Annotated in this window: 20 protein-coding genes and 1 riboswitch; of the genes, 9 read left to right on the forward strand and 11 right to left on the reverse strand. The window is 65.3% G+C overall.

Features of this window, described 5'->3' with window-relative positions:
- Positions 1-92: 92 nt before the first annotated feature.
- Positions 93-497, reverse strand: a complete 405-nt coding sequence (locus tag ACYCVF_RS05490; protein WP_459597666.1) for a hypothetical protein — start codon at positions 495-497, stop codon at positions 93-95.
- 153 nt (positions 498-650) lie between these two features.
- On the opposite strand from ACYCVF_RS05490, the gene ACYCVF_RS05495 reads away from it, so the two are divergent.
- Together ACYCVF_RS05495 and ACYCVF_RS05500 are read left to right on the forward strand one after the other, a co-directional pair.
- Positions 651-875 carry a hypothetical protein gene (locus ACYCVF_RS05495; protein WP_459597668.1) on the forward strand — a complete coding sequence of 75 codons (225 nt, stop codon included), beginning with the start codon at positions 651-653 and terminating at the stop codon, positions 873-875.
- Positions 876-885: 10 nt separating this feature from the next.
- Entirely contained in the window at positions 886-2,922 is a 2,037-nt protein-coding gene (locus tag ACYCVF_RS05500) for a pyrroloquinoline quinone-dependent dehydrogenase (RefSeq protein WP_459597670.1), read from the forward strand.
- Between the two features lie 44 nt (positions 2,923-2,966).
- Here ACYCVF_RS05500 and ACYCVF_RS05505 read toward each other — a convergent pair whose 3' ends face one another.
- Complete coding sequence (locus ACYCVF_RS05505) at positions 2,967-3,209, reverse strand: PilZ domain-containing protein (RefSeq protein ID WP_459597672.1); 243 nt, start codon at positions 3,207-3,209, stop codon at positions 2,967-2,969.
- Positions 3,210-3,389: 180 nt separating this feature from the next.
- On the opposite strand from ACYCVF_RS05505, the gene ACYCVF_RS05510 reads away from it, so the two are divergent.
- Positions 3,390-3,683, forward strand: a complete 294-nt coding sequence (locus tag ACYCVF_RS05510) for an HdeA family protein (protein ID WP_459597674.1) — start codon at positions 3,390-3,392, stop codon at positions 3,681-3,683.
- A gap of 127 nt (positions 3,684-3,810) precedes the next feature.
- On the opposite strand, the gene ACYCVF_RS05515 is transcribed toward ACYCVF_RS05510, so the two are convergent.
- Positions 3,811-4,275, reverse strand: coding sequence for a PaaI family thioesterase (locus ACYCVF_RS05515; RefSeq protein WP_459597676.1), 465 nt, complete (start codon positions 4,273-4,275; stop codon positions 3,811-3,813).
- Between the two features lie 383 nt (positions 4,276-4,658).
- On the opposite strand from ACYCVF_RS05515, the gene ACYCVF_RS05520 reads away from it, so the two are divergent.
- Positions 4,659-4,952, forward strand: coding sequence for a hypothetical protein (locus ACYCVF_RS05520; RefSeq protein WP_459597678.1), 294 nt, complete (start codon positions 4,659-4,661; stop codon positions 4,950-4,952).
- Positions 4,953-5,061: 109 nt separating this feature from the next.
- Complete coding sequence (locus ACYCVF_RS05525) at positions 5,062-5,316, forward strand: hypothetical protein (RefSeq protein WP_061026213.1); 255 nt, start codon at positions 5,062-5,064, stop codon at positions 5,314-5,316.
- Positions 5,317-5,341: 25 nt separating this feature from the next.
- Here the strand turns inward: ACYCVF_RS05525 and ACYCVF_RS05530 are convergent, their stop codons facing one another.
- Entirely contained in the window at positions 5,342-5,575 is a 234-nt protein-coding gene (locus tag ACYCVF_RS05530; RefSeq protein ID WP_459597680.1) for a DUF6894 family protein, read from the reverse strand.
- Between the two features lie 303 nt (positions 5,576-5,878).
- Here ACYCVF_RS05530 and ACYCVF_RS05535 point away from each other — a divergent pair, with 303 nt between their 5' ends.
- Positions 5,879-6,136 carry a DUF2798 domain-containing protein gene (locus ACYCVF_RS05535; protein WP_459597682.1) on the forward strand — a complete coding sequence of 86 codons (258 nt, stop codon included), beginning with the start codon at positions 5,879-5,881 and terminating at the stop codon, positions 6,134-6,136.
- A gap of 566 nt (positions 6,137-6,702) precedes the next feature.
- Here ACYCVF_RS05535 and ACYCVF_RS05540 read toward each other — a convergent pair.
- A complete protein-coding gene (locus tag ACYCVF_RS05540; RefSeq protein WP_459597684.1) occupies positions 6,703-6,867 on the reverse strand; it encodes a hypothetical protein in 165 nt (54 codons plus the stop codon).
- Positions 6,868-7,026: 159 nt separating this feature from the next.
- Positions 7,027-7,227, reverse strand: a complete 201-nt coding sequence (locus ACYCVF_RS05545) for a hypothetical protein (RefSeq protein WP_459597686.1) — start codon at positions 7,225-7,227, stop codon at positions 7,027-7,029.
- Between the two features lie 610 nt (positions 7,228-7,837).
- Here ACYCVF_RS05545 and recA point away from each other — a divergent pair.
- Positions 7,838-8,926: a recombinase RecA gene (gene recA, locus ACYCVF_RS05550; RefSeq protein ID WP_459597688.1), complete on the forward strand. Its 1,089-nt coding sequence runs from the start codon at positions 7,838-7,840 to the stop codon at positions 8,924-8,926.
- A gap of 342 nt (positions 8,927-9,268) precedes the next feature.
- On the opposite strand, the gene gcvP is transcribed toward recA, so the two are convergent.
- The 3 genes from gcvP to gcvT form a co-directional block, all read right to left on the reverse strand.
- Positions 9,269-12,151: an aminomethyl-transferring glycine dehydrogenase gene (gcvP, locus tag ACYCVF_RS05555; protein ID WP_459598015.1), complete on the reverse strand. Its 2,883-nt coding sequence runs from the start codon at positions 12,149-12,151 to the stop codon at positions 9,269-9,271.
- Positions 12,152-12,310: 159 nt separating this feature from the next.
- Positions 12,311-12,679: a glycine cleavage system protein GcvH gene (gcvH, locus tag ACYCVF_RS05560; protein ID WP_459597690.1), complete on the reverse strand. Its 369-nt coding sequence runs from the start codon at positions 12,677-12,679 to the stop codon at positions 12,311-12,313.
- Positions 12,680-12,689: 10 nt separating this feature from the next.
- A complete protein-coding gene (gcvT, locus tag ACYCVF_RS05565) occupies positions 12,690-13,838 on the reverse strand; it encodes a glycine cleavage system aminomethyltransferase GcvT (RefSeq protein ID WP_459597692.1) in 1,149 nt (382 codons plus the stop codon).
- 146 nt (positions 13,839-13,984) lie between these two features.
- Positions 13,985-14,074: riboswitch (glycine riboswitch) on the reverse strand.
- A gap of 221 nt (positions 14,075-14,295) precedes the next feature.
- Here gcvT and alaS point away from each other — a divergent pair.
- Together alaS and ACYCVF_RS05575 are read left to right on the forward strand one after the other, a co-directional pair.
- On the forward strand, positions 14,296-16,977 hold the full coding sequence (alaS, locus tag ACYCVF_RS05570) for an alanine--tRNA ligase (protein WP_459597694.1): 2,682 nt from the start codon (positions 14,296-14,298) through the stop codon (positions 16,975-16,977).
- Positions 16,978-16,983: 6 nt separating this feature from the next.
- Positions 16,984-18,216, forward strand: a complete 1,233-nt coding sequence (locus ACYCVF_RS05575; RefSeq protein WP_459597696.1) for a cyclic nucleotide-gated ion channel — start codon at positions 16,984-16,986, stop codon at positions 18,214-18,216.
- A gap of 17 nt (positions 18,217-18,233) precedes the next feature.
- Here ACYCVF_RS05575 and ACYCVF_RS05580 read toward each other — a convergent pair whose 3' ends face one another.
- Complete coding sequence (locus ACYCVF_RS05580; protein ID WP_459597698.1) at positions 18,234-18,737, reverse strand: DUF3455 domain-containing protein; 504 nt, start codon at positions 18,735-18,737, stop codon at positions 18,234-18,236.
- 101 nt (positions 18,738-18,838) lie between these two features.
- Entirely contained in the window at positions 18,839-20,053 is a 1,215-nt protein-coding gene (locus tag ACYCVF_RS05585; protein WP_459597700.1) for an NADP-dependent isocitrate dehydrogenase, read from the reverse strand.
- Positions 20,054-20,318: the final 265 nt, after the last annotated feature.

A 20,318-nucleotide genomic window follows, 5' to 3' on the forward strand; every position in this document is an offset into this window, starting at 1 on the left:
CGAGACTGCCCTCGGCGGTACAAGAAGGGGAGGCTGCGATCGTTCCCCGCCGCGATGCTTGTTTTTCCCGGAACCGTACCCTCATGCGGTTCCTAGATCCGCTCGTAAGGCTCCGTCCCGCAGATGTCGTCGGCTTCCGCCCGCCGGCGGTCCACGACCTTGCCGCCGTTGATCGTTACGACGTAGGTCTGGGGGCCGAGCGACGTGCCGGTCGCGGAGGTGAGCTGCGCGCGGACGCAGGCGGTCCAGCCCGGTCCTCGAGCCTCACGATGGGGCGGGGCGACGTGCACCTCTCGCGGATAGGACGCTGCGAGAAAGACCACGTCGATCTGCTCGCGCACCACACTCTTGACGTCGGGAGGCGGTTCGGGCGGCGGCTGCTCGGCCTCCTTCATGCGCATGAACTCGGGCACCGGCGCGCGGCTGTCGGCAACGCCGCAGGCACTGAGTCCAAGCGCGCCAATGACAAGCGCTGTATGAGTAATGATCCGCAACATCCCTGGAGGGTCCCCGCGGGCCAACAGATAGACACGAATGCGATCCGACGAAGTCCCGGCCGATCAAGATTTGCTGAAGTCCTGGAACCCGCGGCCATTTGCTATTCCGCGATTGCGGGCTAGTTTGTACCCCAGACGAGGGGGATTGCGCCGATGAGGATTTTGGTGACGGCGGCCGCGGTTCTGGCACTGGCAGCCGGATCGGCCGAGGCGCAAGGGCGCCGCCAACCCAATGACGGACCCAAGCCGGCGGACAACAGCCCCAAGGTCGACGAAAAGGCCTACAAGGCAGCGCTCGAGCGCATTCCCGAACCGAAGGACAAGTACGACCCGTGGGGCGGGGCCCGCCCGAGCGAGCCTGCCAAGAAGCCGAGATGAAGTGAGGTGGATGGTGCGGACCCGCCTGTGGATTTCGGTCGGGCTCGCACTTCTCTTGCTTGCAGTTCGGCCGTGCTTCGCCTGGGACAGTTGGGGCGGCGATGTCGGCGGCTCGCGCTTCTCGCCGTTGCGGGAGATCACGCGCGACAATGTGGGGCAGCTCGTCCGCGCGTTCGAATATCACACCGGCGATCTCGCCGTGCGCCCACGCGAACTGATGCGGCGGACCAAATTCCAGGCGACGCCGCTGTTCGTCGAGGACAGCCTCATCTTCTGCTCCCCCTTCAACGAGGTGATCGCGCTCGATCCCGGCACCGGTGCGCAGAAATGGCGCTTCGATCCGAGGATCGCTACCAATCAACGGCCCGCCAATCGCTATGTCTGCCGCGGTGTCACGTACTGGATTGACGACGAGGCACCCCGGGACGCCGTCTGCCGTTCACGCATCTTCATGGGCACCAACGATGTCCGCCTGATCGCGCTCGATGCGAAGACCGGAATTCCCTGTGCCGATTTCGGCAAGGGCGGCGAGATCGGGCTCGACATCGGCATGCCGCTGGAACGGCCCGGCGAATTCCAGATCACTTCGCCGCCCGCGGTCGGCCGCGGTGTCGTCGTGGTCGGATCCGCGATCGCCGACAACCGCCGTGTCGACGCGCCGAGCGGCGCGGTGCGCGCGTTCGATGCGCGCAGCGGCGAGCCGCGCTGGACCTTCGAGCCGCTCCGGCGCGACGGCATCGAAGCCGGCCATGCGAATGTCTGGGCGCCGATGTCTGTCGACGACGTGCGGGGCCTGGTGTTCCTGCCGACATCCTCGTCGTCGCCCGATTTTTGGGGCGGCAAGCGGCCGGGCAACAATGAGCATGCCAATTCGGTGGTCGCGCTGCGCATCGAGACCGGCGAACTGGTATGGGCGTTCCAGACGGTGCATCACGACGTCTGGGACTACGATCTTGCGGCACAACCGACGCTGACGCGCATCGACACCGGCGAGGGGCAGCGCGATGTGGTGATCCAGCCCACGAAGCAGGGCTTTGTCTTCGTGCTCGACCGCGAGACCGGCAAGCCGGTCTGGCCGGTCGAAGAACGTGCGGTGCCGCAGGGCGGCGCCGAAGGCGAAGCGTTGTCGCCGACACAGCCATTCCCGACGCATGTGCCGGCACTGACGCCGCAGACGATCTCGACCGATGATGCGCTCTCTCTATTCCCCGGCCTTGGCAGTTCGTCATGCGAACGTCAGTTCGCGCAAGCACGCAACGAGGGTCTGTTCACGCCGCCGTCGGTGCAGGGCACGCTGGTGTTTCCGTTCACCGGCGGAGGTGTGAACTGGGGCAGCGCCGCGTTCGATCCGGAGCGCCAGATCCTCTATGCCAACACCAGCCGCGCCGCTCATCTCATCAAGCTGATCCCGCGCACCGAGGCGAGCGGATTCAATCCGCCGTCCGGTCACGATTTCGGCCCGCAGCGCGGTGCGCCATTCGCGGTGTCGCGTGCGGTGACGATGTCGCCGCTCGGACTGCTCTGCAACAAGCCGCCCTGGGGTGAGATGGTCGCCGTCGATCTGAAGGCCGGCAAAGTGCTGTGGCGCTCGACGGTCGGCACCACCGAGGATCTGGCGCCGCTCGGCCTGTCGCTGCCCTGGGGCGCGCCGCTCGTCAACGGCCTCGCGGTCACCGCCGGCGGCCTCGTCTTCACCGGCGCGATGGATGCCTATTTGCGGGCCTTCGACGTGCGCAACGGCAGGGAGCTGTGGCAGGGCCGGCTGCCGGTGCCGGGTGTCGCCAATCCCATGACCTATCTCTGGAAGGGCGAGCAATATGTCGCGATCGGCGCCGGCGGCCACTCCGAGGCAGGCACCTCGATCGGCGACAGCGTCGTTGCATTCCGACTGGCTCGACCGGGCGAGGCGCCGTCATTGTGGTCGCGCACGATAGATCGTCCCGGCGGACGATTCGTTGCGGCATCAGCGGCGATCGTGATCGCGCTCGTCGCGCTCGCATTCGCCATGATGCGCTGGCGTCGCCGCCGTCGCGTCACGCGATCATGACCGTGTTGTGCATGCGATACGAACGTTCGTTCACATCGGGCGCGCTATTGCACAAAGGCGAGTCCAAGGCGCTTGTCGCTGCGCCAGACTGTGCGACAATCCTGTACGAAATGGTCGCAGGCGATCGATAGCGTGAACGATTGCGGCAATGTGACGGGGGTGTCGAGGTCGATCGCCACGCCGCCCGCCGACATGTTTCGCACCGTGCAAGGGATGCCGCTTGTCTCGAGGGTGATCGTTCCACCCTTGAAGACACGGTGACGTTGCGCTGCGCGTTTCTCGATCATTCGCGTTGGTTCTGTTGATGGTTGTAAGGTAGTGCTTCGAAATTGAGACCAACTAAACTCAATACTGGCGCTACTTGCACCGCGCTTCAGACTTTGTTTACGACGTTGAAGCGGAGAGCCGCTTCAACGGACTTGCCTGCGAGCCTTTCTTTTATGGCGTATGCGCCGATGGAGATACTGATGAAGACCACGCTTTCGCTTCTGTTCGCCGCAGCGGTCTCGCTGTCGTCTGTGCCCGCCCACGCCGTCAAGTGGGACCTCTCGACCATGAGCTGCAAGCAGTTCCTCGAGAGCGGTGAAGACAACATCCAAATCGTGCTGACCTGGATGGACGGCTGGTACAAGGGGGACGAAGACAACGCGATCATCGATACCGACGTCTTCATCGAGAACGCCAAGAAGTTCGGTGCCTATTGCGGAAAGAATCCGACTGCCAGCATCGTCACCGCGGCCGACGAAGTGCTCGGCAAGTGATTTCCTGAAATGTGCCGGCAGAAGCGCGGATGCAATCGCGCTTCGGCCTCTCGCGTCGATGCGAAATCGTGATGGAGAGCCGCGTTGCGCCTTGCGCTCACGCGGCTCTCTTTCTTGGGCGTGACGCTCAGCCGGGCAGCATCGCGAACGCGCTCGACACCATCGCGGCCGGCTTGCCGTCGGTGGCAGAAAGCAGCGTGACGCGGCCGAAGCTCATGGTGCGCCCGAGCCGTACCACGCGCGCGTCCGCCAGCACGTCCGAGGAGGAGACCGCGCGCATGAAATGCGTGGTCTGGTCGACCGTGGTCATCGGGCGATAGCCGCGATTGGCGGCGAGGATCGCGATCACCATCGCGGTGTCTGCGAGCGCCATGAGGGCCTGGCCGCAGACCACGCCGCCGTTGCGGCACAGTCGCTCCGAAAACGGCATGCGCAGGAGCGCGCCCGGCTGCCAGTCCGCTACGTCTGTCGGCTGCGCATGCTCGATGCGCTCGACCGCGAGGTTGAGGTCCTGGACCCAGGGCGCGAAAACCTCACCCAGGATGCGTCGGGCGTCGGCGAGGCCGAACTCGGCTTCTGGCTTCACTTGCATTGCTGTCGTGCTCTCCTGTGTTCCCGGATGTTTCGCCTCATTGTGCGCGCATCGGCGCGGCAAAGTCACCCGGTCTCGCGCCGGCCTCCTCGGCTTGAAAATGCCTGACTTGGCCCGGTATGATGCCTTGCTTGGGTCCCGGTGGATGATGTTGCGTCGGTGCGTCCTCGTCTTTTGCATGGCCGCGCTCGGCCTTACGCTGAGCGGGTGTACCAAATGCGGCCCGATCTGGGACGACTGGCTGCATGCCCCCAAATCGTGCAGATCCGACCGGCACTAGCGGGCCCTCGCGGCCTTGAACGGTCCCGGGTCGCGGCCGGGCTGAGCAAGGATGACACGGCGCGGGGCAATCCGCGCCTCATGGAATGATCAAGGAGTGGATGATGAAGCTTTTCCGTTTGGCCGCGGTGCTGGCCGTGCTGGCCGGACCGGCCTACGCGCAAATGCCGCAGCTCAATTTGCTGCAGGACGGTCCGAGCAAGACTCCCGAGGAGAAGGCCGCGGAAGCCGAGCGTGAAAAGGCCTACAAGGAAACGCTAAAGAAGATCCCGGACACCAAGGCGTCCAACGATCCCTGGGGCGGCATGCGCGCCGATCCGCCGAAGCAGCCGGCGGCACCGAAGGCGTCGGCCGCAACCAGCGCGCCGAAGAAGAAGTCCGGCACGGCCGCGAACTGAGCGCAGCGCCCGCTCGCAGGCCCGCGATGCCGCCTCCGATTGGGACTCCTCCTGATCCGCTCCGCTCCCTACATTTGGCTGAGCGTATCGCGTAGAGGAGGAGCGGGACATGGCCGATCGTCCGCGGGATCTCGCCGAGCGGATGGCGCGCCGGCGCAAGATGGCCGGCAAGCCCGGCCAGACGGTTGGCGACGGCTATCTGCGCGAGACCTTCACGCTGCCGCGCGCGGCGGCGCGCGAGAAGGCGCAGGCCTTCTTCGCCCGCTACCCAAAGGCCGGCTATATGAGTGCCGTCGAGACCTGGCGCGAACTGCCCGGCGGCGACATCGAGTTCACCATGCGGCGGCTGCCCAGCGCGGACTGACGCGGGCCCGGTCCGGCAGGCTTCGTTAATCGAAGGTTTCGGCAACGATCCTGATCCGGAACACCGGCACCTTGGCCTCGTCCAGCAGCTCCATGTGCCATTCGGAATTTTCCTGGAGCTTGCGGGCGATGCCGGCCGTCATGGCGGCGCAGACACTGGTCATCTCCTTCCAGGCGGCATGGCGATCGGCAAATTCCGTCGCCTGCTCGGCGCAGCCGGAATAAGGGCCGTTGCGGATTCTAAAGAAATAGAGCGGCATGACTGGTACCGATCGCGCATGATGCCTCGCCCCCCAAGGCCCTGGGAGCGCGCAGTCCAATCCCAAACCATCGTCAGATCAATTCCGGGCGGCTACGGACACTCCGCATGACCCTGCCCCCCGCAGGACGCTGCGACAGGGCGCGCGAGCTCCGTGGTTCTCCGACCATGAACAGAGTTCCTGAATTCCATATCGATCCGGGCGCCAAGCGGGGCGTACCGCTCCCCAAGGAGTTCCGGAGTCCTCCAGGTGACGGCATGTGCCTTGCTTGGCTTGACGGCAGCAAGCAACCTTGGACGCCTCATGCTCGGCATTCCCCGCCGCTACGCTCATTTCGTCTTCGGCATCATCCAGTCCGGACTGACCTCGCTGATCGCGGCGGGAATCGCCAGCTTCCCCGCCGCAAGCGCGATGATCTTCGTTCGGCACTGGATGGTATCGTGGCTGATCGCATGGGCCGCGATGGTGCCCGTCGTGCTGCTGGCGGCGCCCGCCATCCGCGTCTTCTCGCTGCGCCTGACGCAGGAGGAGAGGGACCCGCGAGCCGGCCGGCAGGCATGAAAAGCGGGGCAGGGGCTGCAGTGCTGGGCTGCACACCTATCGGCAGCAATAGGCCGCGATAGCAGGGCCGCAGACTGGCCCCGCACCCGTCCCAATTTCGACATGCGCTCGCACAATTGCGGACACACCCGTCGGCAAGATTTTGTCCGTTCGGCGCGGCCATGGGGGAAACGTGGCTCGCCGAAAACGGGGTAGCATCATGGATAACGTAGAGCGGTCATTTGCCGCCGCGACGGCGGCTGGCTTCGTGGTGCTGGTGATCGGCTTGGTGCTGCTGGCGCTGCTGTAGAGGCGTGCGCATGCCGGGACGGCGGCCGTGCTTTCTGACGCATGGCGGCGCTCGCACTCCAAAACTGCAAAACAACCCCATGCACAGTAGGCCACTTTGCAATTCCCGTGATTTTCCAATGGGTTGCAAGAGGTATTTGGATACCCAAAACGTCGCGGACCTTCTTCGCGGTCCATTCACCTGACATTTAATGCCTGATCGGTCGGCGGTCGCTCCGGCCAAGGGACGGGCGGGCTGCTGCGCGCCGAGAATCGCTCGCGCGTCTCCGGAACGAGGCTCAGTGGATCTTGGCCTCGTTCAGGGGAAGATGGAGCTCTGCGGCCCGTTCTGCACGGTCCTTCCTGCGGAACTCGTTCTCGTGGCGCTCGAACTTCACCATCTCCTCGTGCGCCGCTTCGAGCAGGCGATTGCGCCTGATGGCGCCGTGCATGTGTTCCGTCATGACTGAAGTCCCAGAGTTGCGGTCCCATCCTGGAGAAGGCCGGAGACCCCGAAAAGGTTCGGTGCAGCAGGCTTGCGAGATCATGACCGCGCGCCGGACGCGCGTCTTTGATGCGCGTCATCCTTCGTGCTTGGGACGAGGATCCCGGCAGATGCCCGGCTATTTCGGAGGCTGAAGCCCGGGCGATTTGACCCAGTCGTGCAGATGATTGGCGACGTCGGCCTGGCGAGCCTTCTTGAGCAGAGCGTCTCGCTCGGGACCAGGCGGAAGGTTGGAGGCCTGCTGCCGGACCTGCTTTACCCATGCGGAAAGCCGGTCTTGAAGCGTCAGCTGCTGCTTGAAACGTCGCCGCTTGAACATGGCGCTCTCCATGCGAGGAAGGCGGAAGCGCAGGAACGGCGTTCTCGTCACCGATAGCAGCCACGGTCCGTGCGGAGATGATCCATTAGGATCCATAAATGGATCCGCGTCTGTTCAGTTGTGCACGGAATCCAGGACCGACGACGACGGGGAATTCATCCCAGCACGCCGGAGCCTAAGATGGATGGCCGCAATCGTCGCACGAGGCCGGAATTTCGCTGCCGTCCTGATCAAGGCACATTCTGCCGGATGGGATGGTGCAAATTTTTAGGGCAGCCGATTCACATTTGTTGTGGCAACAATTCTTAAACCGGGAAAAAGTGGCATTCCGGGGCTGGCTAAGCGATTTCAGTTCGGAATAATTGAAACCCGGAAAGCATGAGGGGCCGTTGTCTCGGAACAGCGGCCCTTTGCTTTGGGACCCGCGGAAGGGAATCGGGACAACTGAACTTTGCCGTTATCGTCACCTGGTGCAGGTCGAGGGCCGGACTTCCCCCTTAAAGAACATATTGCGAACCTAGAACAAATGGGGTACATTGCTTTTATCGCCGAGCTGCCTCGCCAATTGTTTGTCCCTCACGCGAATCCTCGCCATAAGGAGCACGACCCAATGTCCGCAACTGCCCTGCGTATCGTCGAAGGATCTTCCATGGACAAGAGTAAAGCTCTGGCCGCAGCGCTCTCCCAGATCGAGCGCCAGTTCGGCAAGGGCTCGGTGATGAAGCTGGGCAAGAACGACCGTTCCATGGACATCGAGGCGGTGTCGTCCGGCTCGCTCGGGCTCGACATCGCGCTCGGCATCGGCGGTCTGCCCAGGGGGCGCATCGTCGAGATCTATGGGCCGGAATCCTCGGGCAAGACCACGCTGGCACTGCATACGGTGGCGGAAGCGCAGAAGAAGGGCGGCATCTGCGCGTTCATCGATGCCGAGCACGCGCTCGACCCGGTCTATGCCCGCAAGCTCGGTGTCAACATCGACGAACTCCTGATCTCCCAGCCGGACACCGGCGAGCAGGCGCTGGAGATCTGCGACACGCTGGTGCGCTCCGGCGCGGTCGACGTGCTGGTGGTCGATTCGGTTGCGGCCCTGGTGCCGAAGGCCGAACTCGAGGGCGAGATGGGCGATGCGCTGCCGGGCTTGCAGGCCCGCCTGATGAGCCAGGCGCTGCGCAAGCTCACGGCCTCCATCAACAAGTCCAACACCATGGTGATCTTCATCAACCAGATCCGCATGAAGATCGGCGTGATGTACGGTTCGCCCGAGACCACCACCGGCGGCAACGCGCTGAAGTTCTACGCTTCGGTCCGTCTCGACATTCGCCGCATCGGCGCGATCAAGGAGCGCGACGAAGTGGTCGGCAACACCACGCGCGTCAAGGTGGTGAAGAACAAGCTGGCGCCGCCCTTCAAGCAGGTCGAGTTCGACATCATGTACGGCGAGGGCGTCTCCAAGATGGGCGAGATCCTCGATCTCGGCGTCAAGGCCGGCATCGTCGAGAAGTCTGGCGCCTGGTTCTCCTATGACAGCCAGCGTCTCGGTCAGGGCCGCGAGAATTCCAAGGCGTTCCTGAAGGCCAATCCCGACATGACCGCCAAGATCGAGACGGCGATCCGCCAGAACTCCGGCCTGATCGCCGAGCAGATCCTGGCCGGCACGCCCGAGCGCGACGCCGACGGCGAGGAGCCGACGGAGGAGTAAGGCTTAACGCGAAGGCTTTTCGCGAGGAGCGGGCGCTGAGGACGTTGAGTTGCCGACGTCGTCAGTGCCCGTTTCGTTTTGGGCTGTCGTGATCGGGTGATGCGATGAAGCTCTGATCCTGACCAGTTCGTCCGGAGTTGGGCTCGCCAAACCGGGATTGGCCGAAAGCTGTGGCGTTGGGATCGCGAAAGCCGGTTGTTGATTGCGCCTTAGGTCCAGATTCGTAGGGTGGATTGGCCGAAGGCGTAGTCTTCCACTGTTCGTCTCTGCGGACGCAGACGTGGTGGGTCACGCCGGCGGACTGCGCTTCGCGCCGCCGCCAGCTCCCCCCTTTGCGAACCTTTACTCCGCCGCTTCCGCGTAATCGCTCACCGGCGGACACGAGCATACCAGGTTGCGGTCGCCGTAGACGTTGTCGACGCGTCCCACCGGGCTCCAATATTTGTCGGTGCGTGAGGTGCCCGCGGGGAAGCAGCCCTCGCTGCGGCTATAGGCGCGCTTCCAATCATCGTCCGCGATGTCGTGCACGGTGTGGGGGGCGTGGCGCAGCGGCGAGGCTTCGATCTTGAAGCGGCCGGCCTCGACTTCGGCGATCTCCTTCCGGATCGCGATCATGGCGTCGCAGAAGCGGTCGAGCTCGGCCTTGGATTCCGACTCGGTCGGCTCGATCATCAGCGTGCCCGGCACCGGGAAGCTCATGGTGGGCGCGTGGAAGCCGTAGTCGATCAGCCGCTTGGCGATGTCGTCGACGGTGACGCCGGACGTGGTCTTGAGCGCGCGCGGATCGACGATGCACTCGTGTGCGACGCGACCCCGGGCGTTCTTGTAGAGCACCGGGAAGTGCGGATCGAGCCTTGCTGCGATGTAGTTGGCGTTGAGGATCGCAATCTCGGTGGCGCGCTTCAATCCTTCGCCGCCCATCATCAGGATGTAGATGTAGGAGATGGTCAGGATCGACGCCGAGCCGAATGGCGCAGCCGAAACCGGTCCGACCGGGGCATCCGCCTTCGTTGCCGGATGGCGATTTTCAGGATGACTTGGCAGGAACGGCGCGAGATGCGCCTTGACGCCGATCGGGCCCATGCCGGGGCCGCCGCCGCCATGGGGGATGCAGAAGGTCTTGTGCAGGTTGAGATGGCTGACGTCGGCGCCGTAATCGCCAGGCCTGCTAAGGCCGACCTGCGCGTTCAGGTTGGCACCGTCGAGATACACCTGGCCGCCATGGCCATGCACGATGTCGCAGATCTCGCGGATATGCTCCTCGAACACGCCGTGGGTCGAGGGATAGGTGATCATGATCGCGGCGAGATCGTTGGAATGCTTTTCCGCCTTGGCACGGAGGTCGTTGACGTCGACGTCGCCGTTCTTCTCGCAGGCGACCACCACCACCTCCATGCCGACCATTGCGGCCGAGGCCGGGTTGGTGCCATGGGCGGAGGAGGGAATCAGGCAGATCTTGCGATGCGCCTCGCCGCGCGCGACATGATAGCCGCGGATCGCGAGCAGCCCGGCATATTCGCCTTGCGCGCCGGAATTCGGCTGCAGCGAGATGGCGTCATAGCCGGTGATGTCGCACAGCCATTTTTCCAGACGCGCGAACAGCGCGTGATAGCCGGCGGCCTGCTCGCGCGGGACGAACGGATGCAGTGAGGCGAATTCCGGCCAGGTCAGTGGCATCATCTCGGTGGTCGCGTTCAGCTTCATGGTGCAGGAGCCGAGCGGGATCATGGCACGGTCGAGCGCGAGATCGCGATCGCTGAGCTTGCGCATGTAGCGCAGCATCTCGGTCTCCGAGCGATGCGCGTGGAACACCGGATGGGTGAGGAACGGCGTGGTGCGCTTCAGCGTCTCCGGCAGCGCCTCGCGCGTCTCGGCGTCGATTTCGGCATAGGCGAGCGTGCCGCCGAAGGCGCGCCAGACGGCTTCCACCGTCGCAGGCGTGGTAGCCTCGTCGAGTGCGATGCGCAGCGCCGTGTCGCTGACGCCGAGATTGATCCGTTCGGCCGCGGCGCGCGCAACGATCTCGGCGCGCTTGGCCCCGGCATCGATGCTGAGCGTGTCGAAGAAGCTTTCGGACCGCGGCGCAAAGCCGAGCTTGCGCAGGCCGCTCGCGAGTACGGCGGTGCGGCGATGCACGTTGCGCGCGATCTGCGAGAGTCCCTCGGGTCCGTGATAGACCGCATACATCGAGGCGATCACGGCGAGCAGCACCTGCGCGGTGCAGATGTTGGAGGTCGCCTTCTCGCGGCGGATGTGCTGCTCGCGGGTCTGGAGCGCAAGCCGGTAGGCCGGCATCCCGCGGGAATCGACGGAGAGGCCGACGATGCGGCCGGGCAGCGAGCGCTTGAGCGCATCGCGCACGGCCATATAGGCCGCGTGCGGCCCGCCATAGCCCATTGGCACGCCGAAGCGCTGCGCCGATCCGATCGCGATGTCGGCGCCGAGCTCGCCCGGCGAGGCGAGCAGCGTCAGCGCCAGCAGGTCCGCCGCGACGATCGCGAGCGCGCCCTTGGCCTTCAGCGCCGCGATCGCGGGCCTGAGATCGCGCAATGCGCCGGAAGAACCCGGATACTGCAGCAGGGCGCCGAGCACGTCTGCCTGGCCGAGATCGGTGAGGGGGTCGCCGACGATCAGCTCCCAGCCCAGCGGCTCGGCGCGGGTGCGCATCACGGCAAGCGTCTGCGGATGCACGTCCTTGTCGACGAAGAAGGCCTTCGCCTTGACCTGCGAGTGCCGCTCCGCCAGCGCCATGGCTTCGGCCGCCGCGGTGGCTTCGTCGAGCAGTGAGGCGTTGGCGACGTCGAGCCCGGTGAGGTCGCAGATCATGGTCTGGAAGTTGAGCAGCGCCTCCAGCCGGCCCTGGCTGATCTCGGGCTGGTAGGGCGTGTAGGCCGTGTACCAGGCCGGGTTCTCGAGGATGTTGCGCTGGATCACCGCGGGCAGGATGGTGCCGGAATAGCCTTGGCCGATCAGCGAGGTGAAGACCTGGTTCTGACGCGCGAGCTCGGCCATGTGCGCGATCGCCTCGGTTTCGCCGAGCGGCTTGCCGAGGTCGAGCGGAGCGGCCTGCCGGATCGAGGCCGGCAGCGTCTCGTCCATGAGCGTGTCGACGCTTTTCGCGCCGACGGTTTCGAGCATAGCGGTGACATCGCGCGCCGAGGGGCCGATGTGGCGGCGGACGAAAGAGGCGGCGTTGTCGCCGTTGGATTTGCGGTGCGCGGTCATCATGGGTCCTCGCTTTAGGAGTTGCTGTCATGCCCCGCGAAGGCGGGGCATCCAGTAAACGCCGCCGCCAGTGCTCGAAACGAGAGGCCGCGGCGTACTGGATCATCCGCCTTCGCGGATGATGACAGTGAGTATGTTGAGACGGCTCGGCTCATATCCTCACGCCGTATGCGCTTTGTAGGCGGCTTCATCCATGAGGCCGCCGAGTTCGCTCTTGTCGGCAATCTTGATCTTGAAGAACCACGCCGCACCCTGCGCATCCGAATTGACCCGCGCCGGCTCGGCGGCGAGCGCCTCGTTGGCCTCCAGTACCTCACCTGTGACTGGCGCGTAGACGTCGGAGGCGGCCTTCACGGATTCGACGACGGCGGCGGCTTCCGACTTCTTCAGCGAACGGCCGACCTTGGGCAATTCGACGAACACGACGTCGCCGAGCTGCTGCTGGGCGTAATCGGTGATGCCGACGGTGGCGACGTCGCCGTCGATCGCGAGCCATTCATGGTCGGAGGTGTACAGCGTCGTGGTCATTGTCTTGTCCTCAGCGTTTGTAGGTGTTTTTCACGAAGGGCATGGCGGCGACTGCGAGCGGCAGTCGCTGGCCGCGCACCTCGGCGAAGAGCTTCGTGCCGAGCGCGCTCAGGTTCGTGGGCACGTAGCCCATCGCGACCGGCGCGTTCAGGCTCGGGCCGAAACCGCCCGAGGTGACCTTTCCGATCGGCTCGCCGGCGGATGCGTCCGCAAACAGCGGCGCGCCCTCGCGCACCGGCGCGCGGCCTTCGGCACGCAGGCCGACGCGGCGGCGGGACGCGCCGTTATCGAAATGCGCGAGGATCTTCTCGGCGCCGGGAAAACCGCCGGCCCGCATCCCGCCGCTGCGGCGGCTCTTCTGCACCGACCATTCCAGCGCGGCCTCGACCGGCGTGGTCGCGGTGTCGATGTCGTGGCCGTAGAGGCAAAGCCCGGCTTCCAGCCGCAGGCTGTCGCGGGCGCCCAGGCCGATCGGCAGCACGTCCGGGTTTTCGAGCAGCGTCCTGGTGAGCCGCTCGACGTCCGCAGCGGGAACGGAGATCTCGAACCCGTCCTCGCCGGTATAGCCGGAGCGCGAGACGAAGCATTTGATGCCGGCCACCTCATGCGGACCGGCATCCATGAACTTCATCGATGGCGCCTCTGCACACAATTTCGCCAGCGCCGCTTCCGCCTTCGGGCCCTGCAGCGCGATCAGCGCGCGGTCGGCAAGGGAATCGATGACGCAGTCGACCGCGAGGTGCGCGCGCAGATGCGCCTCGTCCGCGTCCTTGCAGGCGGCGTTGACGACCAGGAAAAGGTGATCGCCGAAATTGGCGACCATGAGATCGTCGAGAATCCCGCCATCCGCATTGGTGAACTGGGCGTAGCGCTGCCGGTGAGGTGCGATCGCCACGATGTCCTGCGGGACCAGCCGTTCCAGCGCGCGGGCGGCGTCCTCGACCTTGCCCGACTTCGGCCGCAGCGCGAGTTGGCCCATATGGGAGACGTCGAACAGGCCGGCCGCGGCTCGCGTATGGAGGTGCTCCTTCAGCACGCCCGCGGGGTACTGCACGGGCATGTCATAGCCCGCGAACGGCACCATCTTGCCGCCAAGGGACACATGCAGGGCGTGGAGCGGGGTACGTCGGAGAGATTTTTGGTCGTCGGGTACTGACATGACAGGGGCCCTCGGCGGTTCCCCGGGGACGATTCCCCGAGCCAACCAGTCGAAGCCCCATCTGTCGCTGTGCCTGAGAGTATTATCCCGTCGGCGGGTGCCATCCGGGTTCTTAGGCCCGTCGGCGCCTCTTTCCAGATGCTGTCAAAGCCACGCGGTCCTTTTGCCTGAGAGTTTCCGGGGCGGTTGCTCCTTCGGCGCCGGCTAGCAAAGCCGGTCTCTCCCGACGTGGCCGTACGATACAGATGGGTACAGACCACAGGCCAGCCAAGCCTGTCAACGCGTCCGCTCGTCCTATCAACGGGATTGCGCCGATATGGCAACCCTCTGATCTCTCTGCACAGTTTCTGGACAGCGAAGCTGGCCTTGTCTAAAAGCGCTTTGGCCCGCAGATATCAGCCTTAACGTCCGGTTTGGACGGCGAGAAGCGGGCCCAAGCACACCCGATTGGATGAACATGAGCGGCGTCAACGAGATCAGGTCGACCTTTCTGAACTTCTTTGCCGAGAACGGCCACGAGATCGTGCCGTCCTCGCCATTGGTGCCGCGCAACGACCCCACCTTGATGTTCACCAATGCCGGCATGGTGCAGTTTAAGAACGTCTTCACCGGCGTGGAGAAGCGGCCGTATCAGCGCGCCACCACCTCGCAGAAATGCGTGCGCGCCGGCGGCAAGCACAACGACCTCGACAATGTCGGCTACACCGCGCGCCATCTCACCTTCTTCGAGATGCTCGGCAATTTCTCGTTCGGCGATTATTTCAAGGAGCGCGCGATCGAGCTCGCCTGGAAGCTGATCACGAGCGAGTTCGGGCTGAAGAAGGACAAGCTGCTCGTCACGGTCTACCACACCGACGACGAGGCGGCGGGCCTGTGGAAGAAGATCGCCGGCTTCTCCGAAGACCGCATCATCCGCATCCCGACCTCGGACAATTTCTGGGCGATGGGCGACACCGGCCCGTGCGGCCCGTGCTCGGAGATCTTCATCGACCGCGGCGAGCACATCTGGGGCGGGCCTCCGGGCTCGCCGGAGGAGGACGGCGACCGCTTCCTCGAGTTCTGGAATCTGGTGTTCATGCAGTTCGAGCAGGTGACGAAGGAGGAGCGCCAGCCGTTGCCGCGCCCCTCGATCGACACCGGCATGGGCCTGGAGCGCATGGCCTGCATCCTCCAGGGCGTCGAGAGCGTGTTCGAGACCGACCTGTTCAAGAACCTGATCGACGCGACCGCGTCCGCGCTCGGCACCGGGCCGAACGAGCAGACCGTGGCCTCGTTCCGCGTCATCGCCGACCATCTGCGCTCCTCGGCCTTCCTCGTCTCCGACGGCGTGCTGCCCTCGAACGAGGGCCGCGGCTACGTGCTGCGCCGGATCATGCGCCGCGCCATGCGTCATGCGCAGTTGCTGGGTGCGAAAGAGCCGCTGATGCATCGGCTGGTCTGGGCGCTGGTGCGCGAGATGGGCCAAGCCTATCCCGACCTGATGCGCGCAGAGAACCTGATCGAGGAAACGCTGCGGCTGGAAGAGACGCGCTTCCGCAAGACGCTGTCGCGCGGCCTCGCGATCCTCGACGAGAAGAGCGCGGGCTTGAAGAAGGGCGACATGTTCGACGGCGACGTTGCCTTCACGCTCTACGACACCTACGGCTTCCCGCTGGACCTGACGCAGGACGCGCTGAAGTCGCGCGGCATCGGCGTCGACCAGGCGGCGTTCACGGATGCGATGGAGCGCCAAAAAGTGAAGGCGCGCGAGTCCTGGAAGGGTTCTGGCGAAGCGGCTTCCGAGGCGATCTGGTTCCCCCTGCGCGAGAAGCTGGGTGCGACCGAATTCCTCGGCTACGAGACCGAGAGCGCCGAAGGCGTGGTGTCCGCGCTGGTGAAGGACGGCCACGACGTTGCCAGCCTCAAGTCCGGCGAGACGGGCGCGATCGTGCTCAACCAGACGCCGTTCTATGCGGAGTCCGGCGGCCAGGTCGGCGACACCGGCGTGCTGACGGGTGAGGGCGGCATCAAGTTCCGCGTCACCGATACGCAGAAGAAGCTCGGCGATCTCTTCGTCCATGTCGGCACCGTGGAGAGCGGCGAAATCAAGCTCGGCACCGCGCTGCAGCTCGAGGTGGATCATTCGCGGCGCTCCTCGATCCGCGCCCATCACTCGGCGACCCACCTGATCCACGAGGCGCTGCGGCAGGTGCTCGGCGACCATATCGCCCAGCGCGGCTCCATGGTCGCGCCCGACCGTCTGCGCTTCGACTTCGTGCATCCGAAGCCGATCACGGCGGAGGAGCTGGCCCGCGTCGAGGACATCGCCAACGACGTGGTGCTGGAGAACGACGAGGTCACCACCCGCGTCATGGGCGTCGACGAGGCCCGCGAGGCGGGGGCGCGGGCGCTGTTCGGCGAGAAATACGGCGACGAGGTCCGCGTCGTCTCGATGGGCAGGACCGCGCGCGAGCGCGGCGCCAACGCGCTCGGCTGGTCGGTCGAGCTCTGCGGCGGCACCCATGTGAAACGTACCGGCGACATCGGCCTGATCACGCTGACGAGCGAGAGCGCGGTCGCCTCGGGCGTGCGCCGCATCGAGGCGCTGACCGGCAATTATGCGCGCAAGCACGCCAACGACACCATGGCGCTGGCGAAGACCGCGGCGAACGAGCTGCGCACGTCGCTCGACGACGTGCCGGCGCGGATCACCGCGCTGATGGAAGAGCGCAAGAAGCTCGAGCGCGAACTCTCCGACGCCCGCAAGAAGCTGGCGATGGGCGGCGGCGCATCCGCCGGCAGCAATGGCGCAGCTGCGGGCGTGCGCGAGGTCGGCGACGTCAAGCTGATGGCGCGCGCGGTCGAGGGTATCGAGATGAAGGATCTCAAGAGCCTTGCCGACGACGGCAAGAAGCAGATCGGCTCGGGTGTCGTGGCCATCGTCGGCGTCACCGAGGACGGCAAGGCCGGTGTGGTGGTCGGCGTGACGCAGGACCTCACCGCGCGCTTCAACGCGGTGAACCTCGTCCGCATCGCCTCCGAAACGCTCGGGGGCAAGGGCGGCGGCGGCCGACCCGACATGGCGCAGGCCGGCGGCCCCGACGGCGCCAAGGCGTCCGAGGCGCTGGCGGCGATCGAAAAAGCGATGGCAGGCGCTTAAGACCCGATGGCCCCCGTTCCGCGCGGACGTGGGCTTCGCGATCCCGACCTTCGGGATCGCCTCTACGATTTGCTCGAGCACGATCCGCTGGCCTATTCGATCGGGTCGCGCTTCATCCAGATCATCATCGGCGTCATCGTGCTCAACGTCGCCGCGATGATCCTCGCCTCGCTGCCCGAGCTCGATGCCCAGTTCGGCACGCTGTTCGCAGGCATCACCATCCTGTCCGTGATCGTGTTCGCGCTGGAATATGCGGCGCGGCTGTGGACTGTGGCGGGGCACACCCAGCGCAAGGGCTCCGCGCTGGCCGACCGGCTCGGCTACGCCTTCTCGGCGCTCGGCATCATCGATCTCATGGCGTTCCTGCCTGCGGCAATCGTGCTCGCTACCGGCGGGCATGCGACGCTGGCCGCGCTCGGCGTGCTGCCGTTCTTCAAGCTGATCCGCTATTCGCCGGCGATGCGCTCACTGCTCGCCGCCGTCCATGCCGAGCGGCGGGCGCTGATCGGCTGCATCGTCATCCTGATCGGCGCGGTGCTGACCTTCGCCTCGCTGCTCTACGCCATCGAGCGCGATGTGCAGCCTGACAAGCTCGGCACCATCCCGCAGGCGATGTGGTGGGCGATCGTCACGCTCGGCACCGTCGGCTATGGCGACGTCGTGCCGATGACGCCGCTCGGCAAGTTCGTCTCGACATTCGCCATCATCGCCGGCTTTGCCATGATCGCGCTGCCGGTCGCGATCATCTCCACCGCATTCGCGGAAGAGGTGAAGCGGCGCGATTTCGTCGTCACCTGGGGCATGCTGGCGCGGGTGCCGCTGTTCTCGCATCTGTCCGCCGCGGAGATCGCCGACATCATGCGGCTGCTCAGGGCCCGCACCATCGAGCAGGGCGAGGTTTTGGTGCGGCGGGGCGACGTGGCGTCGTCGATGTACTTCATCACCGCCGGCGAGGTCGAGATCGCGCTGCCGAACCAGCATGTGCGGCTCGCCGACGGCACCTTCTTCGGCGAGATCGCGCTGCTGCACAAGACCAAGCGCAGCGGCACGGTGACGGCGACGCGCAAGACGCGGCTGCTGGTGCTCGACGCCCAGGATTTTCACGCGCTGATCGAGCGCATGCCGACGCTCGCCGACCACGTCCATACCACCGCCAAGGCCAGGCTCGCCGACACCGGCGACCTCGCGCTGGCGGAATTGGCGCAGGCGGAGGAGGAGCGCGGGGGCGAGGCGAGCTGATCAGGCGTGCTTCGGCCTCAGCCCTTCTTCAGGAAGACGTAATCGGCCGCGTAGGGCGCACTCTTGAATTCGCCTGCCTTCTCGCAAGCGCCGTCGAGCTTGCCGCCATGGGTGTTGATGCGCTGGACGGTCGTGACCGGCGCGAGAATGCCGCTGCCGCGGCGCGAGGCGACCTCCAGCTTCAGCCAGGGGATATCGGCAGCCGTCGCGCCCGGCGCATTGCCAATGGCCTTGCCGGTCACGGCGCCGCCGTCGGCGAGCTCCCAGGTCGGGCCGGCAAAATGCCGGCCGACCGTCTTGCCTTCGGCGAGCAGCGTCGCGATCGGCTCGCGGAAGGCCCAGGCGAGCTTGCCGTCGGGGCCGGCCTTGCACTCATAGACCTGCGCGCCCTCGGCGTGGACGCTGAGCACGGTGGTCTCGCCGGGCGCTGCGATGGCGTTTGGGAATGGATCTGCGGCGACGGCTTTGCCGGTCATCGAAGCGAGCAACAGCAGGAAGGGGACGGCAGGCTTGATCGACATGGTCGCATCTCCGCGCGAGGGGGCCCAAAAAAGAAACGGGCCGCGCTTTAAGGCGCGGCCCGTGATGATGTCTGGCCCAGTCGGGCGAAATTGCGGACGGCTCAGGCCGCCAGCGCCTTCCCGAGGTTCTCGGCGACCTTGTCGAGGAAGCCAGTGGTGGAGAGCCAGCGCTGGTCGGCACCGACCAGGAGCGCGAGATCCTTGGTCATGTAGCCTTCCTCGACGGTGTCGACGCAGACCTTCTCCAGCGTGTTGGCGAACTTGGCGAGCTCGGCATTGTTGTCGAGCTTGGCGCGGTGGGCGAGGCCACGGGTCCAGGCGAAGATCGAGGCGATGGAGTTGGTCGAGGTCTCCTTGCCCTTCTGGTGCTCGCGGTAGTGGCGGGTCACGGTGCCGTGGGCGGCTTCGGCCTCGACGGTCTTGCCGTCGGGGGTGAGCAGCACCGAGGTCATCAGGCCGAGCGAGCCGTAGCCCTGCGCGACAGTGTCGGACTGCACGTCGCCGTCGTAGTTCTTGCAGGCCCAGACGTAGCCGCCGGACCATTTCAGCGCCGAGGCCACCATGTCGTCGATCAGGCGGTGCTCGTAGGTCAGGCCCTTGGCCTCGAATTCCTTCTTGAACTCGCGGTCGAAGATGTCCTGGAAGATGTCCTTGAAGCGGCCGTCATAGACCTTGAGAATCGTGTTCTTGGTCGAGAGATAGACCGGGTAGTTGCGCAGCAGACCGTAGTTCAGCGACGCGCGGGCGAAGTCGATGATGGAGTCGTCGAGATTGTACATCTCCATGGCGACGCCGGCGCCGGGCGCCTTGAACACTTCCTTCTCGATCACGGTGCCGTCCTCGCCGACGAACTTCATCGACAGGGTGCCCTTGCCCGGGAACTTGATGTCGGTGGCGCGGTACTGGTCGCCATAGGCGTGACGTCCGATGATGATCGGCTTGGTCCAGCCAGGAACCAGGCGCGGCACGTTCTTGCAGATGATCGGCTCGCGGAAGATCACGCCGCCGAGGATGTTGCGGATGGTGCCGTTCGGCGACTTCCACATCTGCTTGAGGTTGAACTCCTTCACCCGGGCCTCGTCCGGGGTGATGGTGGCGCACTTGACGCCGACGCCGACCTTCTTGATCGCCTCGGCGGCGTCGATGGTGACCTGATCGTTGGTGTGGTCGCGGTATTCCATGCCCAGGTCGAAATAGAGCAACTCGACATCCAGGAACGGGTTGATCAGCTTGTCCTTGATGTACTGCCAGATGATCCGGGTCATCTCGTCGCCATCGAGTTCGACGACGGGATTGGATACCTTGATTTTTGCCATGATCGGGGAAGCCTCTTGGGAACGGCGCTTTTGGCGCGCCACGGGAATATCCGCCGCCTCTTAGCATCGCCGCGCGGCGGGCGAAAGCCAAGGGATTATGCACTTTTAGCTCATCCAGCTTCCGCATATGGGGAGCGGCCAGCCGGGCCTCAGCCGCGCCGGGGCTCGCGTTCCCGGCGAGATTCAAAAATCGAATCCAACCCGTTATTTCCCTTGAGAATTTCGTCAGGACAGGCAAACGACAGGCGGGCGGGGCCGGCCGGAG

Source organism: Bradyrhizobium cedriense (assembly GCF_054602315.1).